At 60.7% G+C, this 13,227-nt stretch carries 8 protein-coding genes; 1 reads left to right on the forward strand and 7 read right to left on the reverse strand.

From position 1 onward, the window contains the following. Genes mdtC through CWM61_RS09960 form a run of 3 tightly spaced genes read right to left on the reverse strand, consistent with a single transcriptional unit; the run spans position 1 to position 7,439 of the window. The gene (mdtC, locus tag CWM61_RS09950; RefSeq protein WP_100631172.1) at positions 1-3,078 is read right to left on the reverse strand and encodes a multidrug efflux RND transporter permease subunit MdtC; all 3,078 of its coding nucleotides are present in this window, start codon (positions 3,076-3,078) and stop codon (positions 1-3) included. Then, positions 3,079-6,201, reverse strand: a complete 3,123-nt coding sequence (locus tag CWM61_RS09955; RefSeq protein WP_100631173.1) for an MdtB/MuxB family multidrug efflux RND transporter permease subunit — start codon at positions 6,199-6,201, stop codon at positions 3,079-3,081. Next, positions 6,201-7,439, reverse strand: a complete 1,239-nt coding sequence (locus tag CWM61_RS09960; RefSeq protein ID WP_100631174.1) for an MdtA/MuxA family multidrug efflux RND transporter periplasmic adaptor subunit — start codon at positions 7,437-7,439, stop codon at positions 6,201-6,203. The genes CWM61_RS09955 and CWM61_RS09960 overlap by 1 nt, the downstream gene beginning before the upstream one ends. A 300-nt stretch (positions 7,440-7,739) precedes the next feature. On the opposite strand from CWM61_RS09960, the gene CWM61_RS09965 reads away from it, so the two are divergent. Further along, positions 7,740-9,014: a dicarboxylate/amino acid:cation symporter gene (locus CWM61_RS09965; protein WP_074388079.1), complete on the forward strand. Its 1,275-nt coding sequence runs from the start codon at positions 7,740-7,742 to the stop codon at positions 9,012-9,014. Positions 9,015-9,289: 275 nt separating this feature from the next. On the opposite strand, the gene CWM61_RS09970 is transcribed toward CWM61_RS09965, so the two are convergent. The 4 genes from CWM61_RS09970 to CWM61_RS09980 all read right to left on the reverse strand — a co-directional run bounded on the left by CWM61_RS09970 (position 9,290) and on the right by CWM61_RS09980 (position 12,967). Next, positions 9,290-9,901: a helix-turn-helix transcriptional regulator gene (locus CWM61_RS09970; protein ID WP_100631175.1), complete on the reverse strand. Its 612-nt coding sequence runs from the start codon at positions 9,899-9,901 to the stop codon at positions 9,290-9,292. Between the two features lie 115 nt (positions 9,902-10,016). Continuing rightward, on the reverse strand, positions 10,017-10,157 hold the full coding sequence (locus CWM61_RS30110) for a small membrane protein (protein ID WP_046621842.1): 141 nt from the start codon (positions 10,155-10,157) through the stop codon (positions 10,017-10,019). A gap of 237 nt (positions 10,158-10,394) precedes the next feature. Beyond that, complete coding sequence (locus CWM61_RS09975) at positions 10,395-11,096, reverse strand: response regulator transcription factor (protein ID WP_061153908.1); 702 nt, start codon at positions 11,094-11,096, stop codon at positions 10,395-10,397. Between the two features lie 14 nt (positions 11,097-11,110). Beyond that, on the reverse strand, positions 11,111-12,967 hold the full coding sequence (locus CWM61_RS09980; protein ID WP_100631176.1) for a sensor histidine kinase: 1,857 nt from the start codon (positions 12,965-12,967) through the stop codon (positions 11,111-11,113). Positions 12,968-13,227 lie beyond the last annotated feature (260 nt).

Genomic DNA, 13,227 nt, shown 5'->3' on the forward strand with positions numbered 1-13,227 from the left:
TTATTCGCTTACCGGTTGAGAGGAGTGACGCGAAAAACGCAGCCGCAAACGGTCAAAGAAAAGATAGACCACCGGCGTGGTGTAGAGCGTTAACAGCTGGCTCATCACCAGACCGCCGACGATGGTGATCCCCAGCGGCTGGCGCAGCTCGGAGCCATCGCCCCCGGAGAGCACCAGCGGCAGGGCGCCGAACAGCGCCGCCAGAGTGGTCATCATAATCGGCCGGAAACGCAGCAGGCAGGCCTGGAAAATCGCCTCTTCCGGCGCCAGATTGCCGTTACGTTGCGCCTCAAGGGCAAAATCAACCATCATGATGGCGTTTTTCTTCACGATGCCAATTAATAACATGATCCCGATAAGGGCGATTAGGCTGAACGGGGCATCGAATATCTCCAGCGCCAGCAGGGCGCCCACTCCGGCGGAGGGCAGCGTCGAGAGGATGGTCAACGGATGCACATAGCTCTCATACAGCATCCCCAGCACGATATAGACCGTGGCGATAGCCGCGAGGATCAGGATCACCTGCGCGTTCATGGTCTGCTGGAACACCTGGGCGGTACCAGCAAAGGAGCCGCGCACGCTCGACGGCACCCCGAGCTGGGTCATCGTGCGGTTAATGGCGTCGCTGGCTTCCGACAGCGAGCGGCCGGTGGGCAGGTTAAAGGAGATAGTGGACGCCGCCGACAGCCCCTGGTGGTTCACCGACAGCGGGGCGTTGGCCGGCTGCCATTTGGCGAAATAGGCCAGCGGGATCGGCTTGCCCTCGCTGTTGATCACAAACATCTTGTCGAGGGCGCTGACGTCCTGGGTGTAGGCCGGATCCACCTCCATCACCACCTTGTACTGGTTGAGCGGCTGGTAGATGGTGGAGATCTGCCGCTGGCCGAAGGCGTTGTTAAGCAGATTGTTGGCGTCCTGGACGCTGATGCCGAGGCGCGACATCGTGTCCCGGTCATAGACCAGGTCCATTTCGGCGCCATTGTCCTGCTGATCCGAGTTGACGTCCGCCAGCTCAGGCAGCGCCGCCAGCGCTTTGCGGATCTTCGGCTCCCACTCGCGCAACGCCGACAGGTCATCGGACAGCAGAGTGTACTGATAGCTGGCGTTCGACTGCCGGCCGCCGACGCGAATATCCTGCACCGCCATCAGGAACAGGTTGGCCCCGGGCTCGTTGGCCAGCTTTTTGCGCAGCCGGTCGATCACCTGCTGCGCCGTCTCGTGGCGCTGGTCGCGTGCCTTGAGGGTGATAAACATCATCCCGCTGTTGACCCGCGAGCCGCCGGTAAAGCCGGTGACGTTATCCACCGCCGGATCTTCGCGAATGATCTTCATAAAGTCCTGCAGCTTGCCGCGCATCGCCTGGAAGGAGATGCTCTGGTCGGCCTGAATGCCGCCCATCAGTACCCCGGTGTCCTGCTCCGGGAAGAAGGTTTTCGGGATCGAAATGTAGAGCCAGACGCTGAGGGCGATGGTGCCCAGCACCACCAGCCCGGTCAGCCGGCTATGCTTCAGCACCCATTTTAACGATTTCCCATAGCCGCCCTGCACGGCCACCAGCAGGCGGCCAAAGCCGCGGTTGCGCGTCGGCTGGTGGGGCTTACCGCTTTTCAGCAGCCAGCCGCACATCATCGGTGTCAGGGTGAGGGACACCGCCAGCGAGATGCCGATCGCCACCGACAGGGTGACGGCGAACTCGCGCAGCAGGCGGCCGGGCAGGCCGCCCATCAGCAGCAACGGCAGAAACACCGCCACCAGCGACAGGCTCATCGACAGCACGGTAAAGCCGACCTCGCGGCTCCCCTGCAGCGCCGCCTGCAGAGGTTTCATCCCCGCTTCCAGATGGCGGGAGATATTCTCCAGCACCACGATAGCGTCATCCACCACGAAGCCGGTGGCGATGGTCAGAGCCATCAGCGACAGGTTATTGAGGCTGAAGCCGCACAAATACATCGCGGCGAAGGTTCCGATTAAGGAAACCGGGACGGCGACGGCCGGGATCAGCGTGGCGCGCCCCGAGCGCAGGAACAGGAACACCACGAGGATCACCAGCGCCACCGATATCACCAGCGTTTGCTCCACCTCCTCCAGCGAGGCGCGGATGGTCGGCGAGCGGTCCTGAGCGATCTGCAGATCGATGGCCGCCGGAATGGTCTGCTGCAGCTCCGGCAGGCGGGCGCGGATGCTGTCCACTGTCTGGATAATATTGGCTTCCGGCAGTTTGCGGATCATCAGCAGGATCGCCGGTTTGGCGTTGGTCATCCCGGCGTTGCGTACGTCCTGCACCGAATCCGAGACGCTGGCGACATCCCCCAGCCGCACCGCGGCGCCATTCTGGTAGTGGACGATCAGCGGCTGATAGTCGGCGGCGGTCTTCAGCTCATCGTTGGTTTGCACCTGCCAGCGGTGCGCGCTGTCCTCCAGCGCCCCCTGCGGTTTACGCACGTTGGCGTCGCTGATGGCGGTGCGCACCGCGTCCAGCGACACGCCCTGGTTGAACAGCGCCTGCGGGTTGAGGTCGACGCGCACCGCCGGCAGGGAGCTGCCGCCGACGTCGACATCACCCACGCCGTCGATCTGCGCGATGGTCTGCGCCAGCTGGGTGGAGGCGAAATCATACAGCTCACCCTGGGAGTAGGTGTCCGAAGTCAGCGTCAGGATCATGATCGGCGCATCCGACGGGTTGGCTTTGCGGTAGGTCGGCCGGCTGGGCATCCCGCTCGGCAGCAGGCTTTGCGCGGCGTTGATCGCCGCCTGAACGTCGCGTGCCGCGCCGTTGATATCGCGGTCGAAGTTAAACTCAAGAATGATGCGCGTACTGCCCAGCGAACTGGAGGAGGTCATCTCATTGACCCCGGCAATCCGTCCCAGGGAGCGTTCCAGCGGGGTGGCCACCGACGAGGCCATCGTCTCCGGGGAGGCTCCCGGCAGCGAGGCGCTAACCATGATCACCGGGAAGTCCACCTGCGGCAGCGGGGCTACCGGCAGCAGCCGGAAGCCGAGAATGCCGCACAGGGTGATGGCCAGCGAGATGAGGATCGTCGCCACCGGGCGGTAAATGAAGAGGGCGAAAAACTTCACTTACGCCTCCTCTTCCTGACGCGGGAAGCGGCGCTTCAGGTGCAGCGACAGGCGGTCGAACAACAGATAGATCACCGGGGTGGTGAACAGGGTCAGCACCTGGCTGAGCATCAGACCGCCGACCATGCCGATCCCCAGCGGACGCCGCAGCTCCGCGCCGACGCCGGTGCTCAGCATCAGCGGCAGGGCGCCGAGCAGGGCGGCGAGGGTCGTCATCAGGATCGGCCGAAAACGCAGCAGACAGGCCTGGTAGATTGCCTCCCGCGGCGGCATGCCCTGCTCGCGTTCGGCGGCCAGCGCGAAGTCGATCATCATGATGGCGTTCTTCTTCACGATGCCGATCAGCAGAATGATGCCGATGATGGCGATCACATCCAGCTCGCTGCCCGCCAGCCACAGCGCCAGTAGCGCCCCGACCCCGGCGGTGGGCAGGGTGGAGAGGATCGTGATCGGATGGATGAAGCTCTCATACAGCACCCCCAGTACGATATACATCGCCACCACCGCGGCGACCACCAGCCAGACGGTGCTGCCGAGCGCCGACTGGAAGGCCAGCGAGCTGCCCTGGAACTGGGTGCGGATATCGGTCGGGAAATCCAGCGACTGTTCGGCGGCGAGGATCGCGTCCACCGCTTCGCCCAGCGAATAGTTGTCCGGGACGTTAAACGAGATGGTAGTCACCGGGAACTGATCGAGGTGGTTCACCGACAGCGGAGTAAAGCGCTGCTCCACCGTGGCGATGGCGGTCAGCGGCACGATGCCGCCGTCGCTGCTGGTCAGGCGGATATTATCCAGTGCCGCCAGGCCCGGCGTCGCCTCAGTATCCTGCTCGAGCACCACGCGATACTGATTCGCCTGAGTGTAAATGGTGGAGATCAGCCGCTGGCCGAAGGCGTTGTACAACGCGTTATCGACATCGGCCATTGAGATGCCGAGACGGCTGGCGCTGTCGCGATCCACCTTGATATAGGCGGCCAGGCCTTTGTCCTGCCAGTCGCTGCTGACGTCGGCCAGCTGCGGCTGGGCCTGCAGGCGGCTGAGCAGCGGCGGCACCCAGGTGCTCAGCGCCTCCAGGGAGTTTGCCTGCAGGGTGAACTGGTACTGGGTGCGGCTCACCGTGGTGTCGATGGTCAGATCCTGGGTCGGCTGCAGGTAGAGCGCCACGCCCGGGACGCCGTCCACCGCCTGCTGCAGGCGGCTGATCACCGTCTGGACGCGGTCATCGCGTTCATCCAGCGGCTTGAGGTTGATCTGCAGACGGGCGCTGTTTAGCGCCGGGTTGGTGCCGTCGACGCCGACGAACGAGGTCAGGCTCTCCACGGCCGGATCCTTAAGGATAATGCTGGCCACCTGCTGCTGGCGCTCGGCCATGCTGGCAAAAGAGACCGACTGCGGCGCCTGTAAGGTGCCCTGAATAATGCCGTTATCCTGGATCGGGAAGAAGCCTTTCGGGATAAAGACCCACAGGAGGATCGACAGCGCCAGAGTGCTCAGCGCGACGCCGAGCGTCAGCCACGGATGGTTCAGCACCCGGCTCAGTCCGCGGCCATAGACGGCGATCACCCGTTCGAAGAAGCGCTCGCTGGCCCGGGAGAAACGGTTCTGCTTGCGCAGCGATTCGTGGCTTAACATGCGGGCGCACATCATCGGCGTCAGGGTCAGGGAGACCACCGCCGAGATAAGAATCGCGACGGCAAGGGTGACGGCGAATTCGCGGAACAGACGGCCGACGATATCGCCCATAAACAGCAGTGGGATCAGCACCGCGATCAGCGAGAAGGTGAGGGAGATAATGGTGAAGCCGATTTCCCCGGCGCCTTTCAGCGCGGCGGCCAGCGGCTTCTCGCCTTTTTCGATATAGCGCGAGATGTTTTCGATCACCACGATGGCGTCATCCACCACAAAGCCGGTGGCGATGGTCAGGGCCATCAGCGTCAGGTTGTTGATCGAGAAATCGAGGAACACCATCACTGCGAAGGTGCCCACCAGCGACAGCGGCACCGCGACGCCGGGAATAATGGTCGCCGGGACGTTGCGCAGGAACAGGTAGATGATCATCACCACCAGGGCGATGGCCAGCATCAGCTCAAACTGGGTGTCACGCACCGAGGCGCGAATGTTGGTGGTCCGGTCGGAGAGAACCTGCACCTTCACCGATTTCGGCAGGCTCTCGGTGAGCTGCGGCAGCATCTGACGAATGCTGTCGGCGGTGTCGATGATGTTGGCCCCTGGCTGGCGCTGGACGTTCATCACGATGGCCCGCTGCTGGTTAGCCCACGCCCCGAGCCAGCTGTTTTCGGCGCCTTGTTCGACGCTGGCGACGTCGCCGAGACGGATCGGCGCCCCGTTCTGATAAGCGATGATCAGGCGGCGGTAATCCTCAGCGGACTGCATCTGATCGTTAGCGGAAAGCGTCACCGCGCGGGCCGGGCCGTCGAGGCTGCCTTTCGCGGAGTTAACGTTGGCGCTGGTGATAGCGGTGCGCACGGTTTCGCTGGTCAGGCCGAGGGCGGCGATGGCCTGGGCGTTAAGCTTCACCCGCACCGCCGGGCGCTGGCCGCCGGCGAGGGTCACCAAACCGACGCCGGAAACCTGGGAGATCTTCTGCGCCACCCGCGTCTCCACCATATCCTCCACCTGGGTCATCGGGATCGCGGAGGAGGTGACGGCGAGGGTCATGATCGGCGGATCCGCTGGGTTCACCTTGCTGTACACCGGCGGGTTGGGCAGATCGCTCGGCAGCAGGTTGGTGGCGGCGTTAATGGCCGCCTGCACTTCCTGCTCGGCGACGTCCAGCGGCAGGGTCAGCTGGAACTGCAGCGTGACTACCGAGGCGCCGCCGGAGCTTTGCGACGACATCTGCTTAAGGCCGGACATCTGGCCGAACTGGCGCTCCAGCGGGGCGGTGATAGCGGAGGTCACCACGTCCGGGCTGGCACCCGGATAGAGGGTAACCACCTGAATGGTCGGGTAATCGACTTCCGGTAGCGCGGAGACCGGCAGAAAACGGTAGCCGATGATCCCGGCTAACAGGATCGCCACCATCAGCAGGGTGGTGGCGACCGGACGCATAATAAACAGCCGGGACGGGCCGCCGGTGCGGCCTGGGGGTAACACCTGCATCAGGAACGCGCTCCGTGTTTACCGCTCTGGCGTGGAGCGGGCTGCGCCTGTTCGCTGCCGCTGGCGGTGACAACTTCCACCTTCGCCCCCTCGGTCAGGCGGTCAATCCCGTCGGTGACCACGCGATCCCCGGCGGAAAGCCCGGCGCTAATGACCACTTTCTGGCTGTCCTGGATGCCTGGCGTCACGCTGTGTTTGCTGACCTTATTCTCGTCGTTCAGCACCCACACAAAATGCCCTTCGTTGCCCATCTGCAGGGCGGCTGCGGGGATCACCACCGCGTTCTCTTCGGTATCCACCAGCAGACGGGCGTTAACGAACTGGTTGGGGAACAGCGCGTCGTCCAGATTGCTGAAGCGCGCCTTCAGCTTGATGGTCCCGGTGGTCGCATCGATCTGGTTGTCGAGACTCAGCAGCTCGCCGACGCTGATTTTCTGTTTATTGGTGCGATCCCAGGCTTCGACGCTGAGCGCTTTGCCCGCTTTCTGCGCCTGCACCACCGTGGCGATGCTGTTTTCCGGCAGGGTGAAGACCACGTCGATCGGGTGCGTCTGGGTGAGAACCACAATCCCGGTGGTATCCCCGCTGGAGATCTGGTTGCCAATATCCACCTGCTTTAAGCCGACGCGGCCGTCAATCGGCGCGGTGATGCGGGTCCAGTCGAGCTGCAGTTGGGCGCTGGCGACGGCGGCTTCATCGGCTTTTACGGTGCCGGCGGATTCCACCACCAGCGACTGCTGGGTGTCCAGCTCCTGGCGGGAGACGAGGTTGGTTTTCACCAGCTGCTGGTAACGGGCGAGATCGCGGCGGGCGTTCGCCAGGGTGGCATTATCTTTCGCCAGCTGACCCTGCGCCTGGGCGAGGGCGACTTTAAACTGGCTGGGGTCGATCTGCGCCAGCAGGTCGCCGGCTTTGACCTGCTGTCCCTCCTGGAAGTGAAGGCTCAGCAGCTGGCCGTTGACCCGGCTGCGCACGGTCACGGTGTTGGCCGCCGTCGCGGTACCCAGCCCGGTGAGATAGCGCGGCACCGCTTGTTCGGTCGCGGTCGCCGCCTGCACCGGCGCCAGCGCACCGCCGAAACGGCCATGGCGCGCGCCGCCCGGCCCCTGTGGGCCTTGCCCGGCGGCGGGAGCGCTGCTGCTGCTCGTTCCACGATCGTGCCAGAACCAGTAGGCGGCTCCGGCGATCATCACTACCGCCAGCGCGGCGCCCCAACGACGTATGTTACTGCCTTTCATTAGTTTACGGTCTCATCCTGAAGCGTTTCGCTGAATGATACTAGTTTAGTGAGGGAAGGGGCCGTAAAAATGGAGGAATTATGAAAAGAAGGTTGAGAAATGTCTGGATAACCGCCGCGACGCCGGGCGGTCTCGCAACCGATTCCTGTGGTGATATCAACTTTTAGTTTAAAAAAGTAAAAAACAGTTGTATCCGGGAGGGCTTTAATTAGATTTATGCGGTGAATAAATCAGTGCATTTCCATAATAATAAAATATGCACTTAAAAATCAACGTGTTAAATAATCAGGGGTCATTGCTGTGGCAAACGCAAACAAACTCACGCTCTTCATCGTCATCTTTATGCTGATGGGGATCCTCTCCGGCGCGGCTATCCATGCCTACGCGACGCCGACCACTATCTCCGCCTGGGCGGACAACATTACGCTGCTGACCGATCTGTTTCTGCGGTTGATCAAAATGGTCATCGCGCCGTTGGTGTTCAGCACCCTGACCGTCGGCATTATGCGCCTCGGCGAGACGGCGACCATTGGCCGGGTAGGCGGGAAGGCGATGGTGTGGTTCATCACCTCCTCGGTATTATCCATTCTCGTCGGGCTGGTGATCGTCACCTTCCAGCACCCGGGCACCGGGTTAAACCTGGCGGTGCCGAAAGAGGCGGTGGATACCGGTCTGGCGGTCAGCGGCATGAGCCTGAAAGGGTTCCTGTCGCACACCATCCCCACCAGCATCACCGAGGCGATGGCCAACAACGAGATCCTGCAGATCGTGGTGTTCTCGATGTTCTTTGGCATCGCCGGCGCGTCGCTGGGCGAGAAGTTTAATGCCCCACTGGTGGCGGCGCTCAACGTGGTGTCGCACATTATGCTGAAGGTGACGGGCTATGTGATGTACGTTGCGCCGCTGGCTATCTTCGCCGCCATCTCCTCGGTGATTGCCTCCCAGGGGCTGGGGATCCTGCTCAACTACGCTTCATTCATTGGCGGTTACTACCTGGCGGTGCTGTTGACCAGCGCGGTGCTGATTGCCGTTGGCTATATGGTGCTGAAGAAAGAGGTCTTCCGTCTGCTGAACATGCTGAAGGACCCGGTGCTGGTGGCGTTTACCACCAGCAGCTCCGAAGCGGCCTATCCGAAAACCCTTGAGCGCCTGGTGAAGTTTGGCTGCTCGCGCAATATCGTCTCGTTCGTCCTGCCGATTGGCTACTCGTTTAACCTCGTTGGCTCGATGGTCTACTGCTCCTTCGCCGCGATGTTTATCGCCCAGGCCTATAACGTACCGCTGAGCTTTAGCGAGATTACGGTCATGATGTTGACCCTGATGCTGGCCTCGAAAGGCATCGCCGGGGTGCCGCGCTCGGCGCTGGTGGTGCTGGCGGCCACGATCCCCAGCTTCAATATTCCGGTTGCCGGGATCCTGCTGCTGATGGGTATCGACCATTTCCTCGACATGGGGCGTTCCGCCATCAACGTGTTGGGTAACGGCATCGCCACCGCCATGCTGTCGAAAAACGAAGGTCTGCTGGCCGAAGAGGGGAATGAACCGGCATGGGAGGCAGAGAAAGCGGAAGCCTGATCCTGCCGCGCCCTTCCACTGAGGGCGCTATTCCACACGGAAAAAAAAGGCCCCTGACAGGCACGCCAGGGGCAATGTGACGAAGTATCAGTTTTCCTCGTAAATAGTCTTTTTTCTTATATAAAAACGCGCGGTAACGTCTTTATACCGAGGAAGCGTCAGAGTTTAACGTTATGTTCGGCAGCGCTGGCGCTTTTTTAGCATCCTGCGGCTATTTTCGGATTCCCGACAATATCACTACGGGAATATCTTATTCTCTTCTGTTCGCTATTTGCCTACCAGCGCTCACGTAACAGATTCATAAACTGGAAAAAGTCGTGGTTATTATTCAGGCTGTATTTTTCCATAATCTTATTCTTATGGTAAGCCGCGGTGCGGGGACTGACGCGCTGCAGGGCGGCGATTTTACTCATATCCAACCCTTCAAGAATACCGTGCACTACAGCGGTCTGCGATCGCGACAGTACGCGATGCGGACAACTGGCGCAGCTCAGCTCCCGGCTCGCAGCGTCGGTGGCCGACGGGTCCATGCAATGCTGTAGCTCGCTTTTGATGATTGCCAGCAGCTGAGGAATACTGGCTGTTTTCAGCGAAACAAAAATCACCCCTTTCAGGCAATTAATCATGAAATCGTCTTCCGGCAGCTGGTCATAGCTGTGGAGAATGATCAGGGAGCTGCCTTTTTTCCTGTTTTTAATCAAGGCATTACACAGGTAAATTTCACCGGGGATCACTTCGCAAATAATAATGTCTTCGCCTGACAGGTCGTTATTGCGCCAGGAGAAACGGGCCCGCATATCGTCCCGGGAGAGGTCATTAACCATGGCGACCAGCGATTCGCGCACAAAGGTGTTGCGGGTGTTGATGGTGACATTAATGTTTCTCATGGCGTTATTTCCTTATGCAAAACATAACGCCATGCTGTGACAAATCCTCCGGGCGTATGCGGTGTTTTGATTTTATAAAAGTACCTGCAATCGTTTTTTATTATTATAAAGTGAATTATTTACGACGAGTCGAACGCTTATCGTTAAACGTAAACTTCTGCCGTCTCCTGTCTTTCAGATAGGAAATAAAACTGTATACAGAGATACTGAAGAAAAAAATGCATAGCAATAAAATTAACCACGTTTGCATGGCCATCGTTTTTACCTTGTCTGTGCTGTATGCTGTCAGAATTTACCGCGAACGGCTATTACGTTTTGTTATATGCTTTCCTGTCCACTGAAAATCATACGACATCATCCTGATGTGCTAGCACTATAAGAAAGTTCTTAAGCGCATCGTCAGTCTCATTCCTCTCATTTCTCTCAGAAAATGAGAAAAATTAACACTTGCGAGTTATTCATATCCCGCGCAGCGGCGAGAGCGCGCCATCGATCAGGAAATAAACGCCAGCCCCTTACCAAAGATCGCACGAACGGGCAGGTGGATCCCTTGCTGGCGCGCCTTATGGCGCAGGCGGCTAATCACCACGTCGATGCGGTGCAGGTCAGGCTCGCTTTCGTGGGAAAACAGGCAGGCATGGAGGTCCAGCTTACTGCATACCTCGTTGCGATTGCGCATCAACAGCTCCACCAGACGGTACTCCTGCTGGGTTAACTCCAGCGTCCGGGCGTCGGGCGAGATCAGTTTATCTTCATGCAAACGCCACAGGCCGGTGGTAGCGGAGGACGCGGCGCTGACTGGCTCCGGCTGGAGGACGGCCGGTCGATCCTGCTGCAGGCGGGCGCCAAGGGCGGTGAGGGTCTCCGCAAGATGGGCGAAGTTAACCGGCTTAATCAGGTATGCATCGGCCCCAAGGCTGAGCGCCTGCAGTTTATCCTGCTGCTGGCCGCGGGCGCTGACCACCACCAGGCCGTAGTTCCCCAGCTCATGCAGGTAGTTCAGCACGCTGAAGCCATCTTCACCGGGCAGGCCAATATCAATCAGCACGATGTCCACCGGATGGCTGTGCAGTTGCCGCCAGAAGGCTTCGGCACTGCGCGTGCCCCACACCTCGAAGCCGCGATAGCCCAGCCAGGCCAGCAATTCATCCAGCAGATCGGGGTTATCTTCAATTATTGCCAGTCGTAAAGCCATGGATCATTCTCCTCTTAAGCAACCGTGGGGAGGGTAAGAATAAAGGTGCAGCCGTCCGGGCCATGCTCGGCCAGCCACAGTTTGCCATCATGAGCCTGCACGATCTGACGCGCAACATACAAACCGAGACCGGTACCGCCCGGCACCGGCGACGTATGCTCGCCGCGACGGTAGCGCTCAAAGATCAGCTCTGCCTGCCCATCGGGCAGGCCCGGGCCGTGGTCGCGAATGCGCAACTCGGTGTGCCCGGCATCGGAGCGGATATCGATGGCGATTTCACCGGGGGGCGAATACTTCACCGCGTTATCCAGCAAATTGGCGATAGCGATGCACAGCAGACCGGCATCGGCCTGCAGCTGCGGGCTTTCCACCGCGCCGTAATGGCGAATGTTCAGGTAATGGTCGTGGGAGATGGCCACCACCGAGGCCGCCATATTGATCACCGTTAGCAGGGCGGTCTGCTGGCGGTCGACGTGCAGGTCGTGGGAGGCCAGACGCGCGTCGGCAAGGCAGTTATCGGTAAGCTGGACCAGACGGGTGGCGGCGCGCCCGATGCGATCAAAGCGCGCCTCCTGGCTGGCCGAGGCCGCCGAGAGGCGGAGATTCTCCAGCGCCGCCTGGATCACCGCCAGCGGCGTGCGGAATTCGTGCGCCACCATGCCCATAAATTGCCGCTGGTGGAAGCTGGCTTCGCGCTCAATCTGTAGCTCACGCGACAGGCGCTGCTTCTGCTCCAGCTGTCGGTTCTCAGCGCGTACCCGCAGGATGGCAATGATCAGCACCGTAATGATGTGGACGATCAGCGCATACTGCCAGAGGGAATAGATCGCCACATGGAACGGGATAATCCCGTGGATCGACAACTGCACCAGCACCGCGGCGGCGACGTAGAACGGCGGCAGCAGACCCAGCAGCAGGGTGTTACGGTCGATGGCTTTCTTGCGCCACAGCCACCAGGAAGTGAACAGCAGCACCGGGGTGATAATGATAAATATCACCCCTTCAATCTGCATCGCGAAGCCGTAAAACCCGAGCGGAATACTGACCTGCAGCACCAGGTTGAGGACCACCGCGGCGATCAGTAGCTGATGAAGCCGCGGCATATTCTTCTTCAAATCAAAAATCTCGCTGTGCAGCCAGAGGGCGGTGGCATAGCTGAACAGAGAGAGGCTGCTGATCATAAAGTCCTGGTACGGTAGCGCGGCGCTGCCGAAAAACCACTCCGGGAAGCCGTGCAGCGCGGCGACCAACGGATAATTGAGCGAGAAAAGACAAATGCCCCACAGCAGGCGTCGGCGCAGGGCCAGCGCCAGCCACAGCGCCACGCCGCTGGCGACGGCGGCGAGACCAAAATAGAAGCTCCAGAAAGCGGTGTCGGCGGTCGCCCGCTGCACAAATTCCTGCGGCGAGGAGAGCGAGGCCAGCAGGATCAGGGTGCTGGTGCTGTGCAGGCGAAAGACCACCTCATAGCCGGCGTCGGTCGGCGGCGGGGGGAGGATCAGCACGCTTTCCCGGTAGTGCAGGTCGCTCTCGCGGGCGACGTCGCGGTCGCCAAAGGTGCGCTGTGTCCAGGGGGCATCGCTGCCCAGTGGCCGGTAGTAAATGGTCAGATGGTCGACAAAAGAGGGGCCCAGCTGCAGCCAGCGCGGCTCCCCGGCAAACCACGTTCCCGGCAGCTCGCTGCGCAGCCACCAGGTTTTTCGCGAATAACCAAAGGAGGGGATCTGCCGGGTGGTGGCGAGCTGGTCCGCGGGCAGGGCGGCGAAGCGATCGACCGTCATCTGGCCGCTGGCGTCCGCGTACCACTGGACCGGAATATCAATGCCCACCTGGCGCGTTGTTGCCTGCGCCTGTGGGGCGGCCAGCAGCAAGAGTAATCCACAGCTGACCAGCCAGCCTGCCAGGAACCGCGGCCGGCAACGCCGGACCGCTGCGAAGATCGCAGACACCCTTTTCAATCACGCCCCCTTGCGGCATGCCAACGATACAGACCGCAGACGTCTGGCTACGGTATGGATAATACGTCCCCTGAAGTGGGGAAGAGTGGACAGGCCTGTCCGGACGAACAGGCCATTTTGCGTGGGAGACCAGGAATATTCCAGCGTAATCTGCAGCGCCACGATCAGGACAG

It is taken from the genome of Klebsiella sp. K-Nf6 (assembly GCF_002806655.1).
In the GTDB taxonomy this organism is placed as follows: Bacteria; Pseudomonadota; Gammaproteobacteria; order Enterobacterales; family Enterobacteriaceae; genus Klebsiella; species Klebsiella variicola.

Bases quoted from the DNA above. Each gene is read 5' to 3' on its own strand.
- CWM61_RS09955 (WP_100631173.1), bottom strand. From the start codon at position 6,201: ATGCAGGTGTTACCCCCAGGCCGCACCGGCGGCCCGTCCCGGCTGTTT.
- CWM61_RS09960 (WP_100631174.1), bottom strand. From the start codon at position 7,439: ATGAAAGGCAGTAACATACGTCGTTGGGGCGCCGCGCTGGCGGTAGTG.
- CWM61_RS09970 (WP_100631175.1), bottom strand. From the start codon at position 9,901: ATGAGAAACATTAATGTCACCATCAACACCCGCAACACCTTTGTGCGC.
- CWM61_RS30110 (WP_046621842.1), bottom strand. From the start codon at position 10,157: ATGGCCATGCAAACGTGGTTAATTTTATTGCTATGCATTTTTTTCTTC.
- CWM61_RS09975 (WP_061153908.1), bottom strand. From the start codon at position 11,096: ATGGCTTTACGACTGGCAATAATTGAAGATAACCCCGATCTGCTGGAT.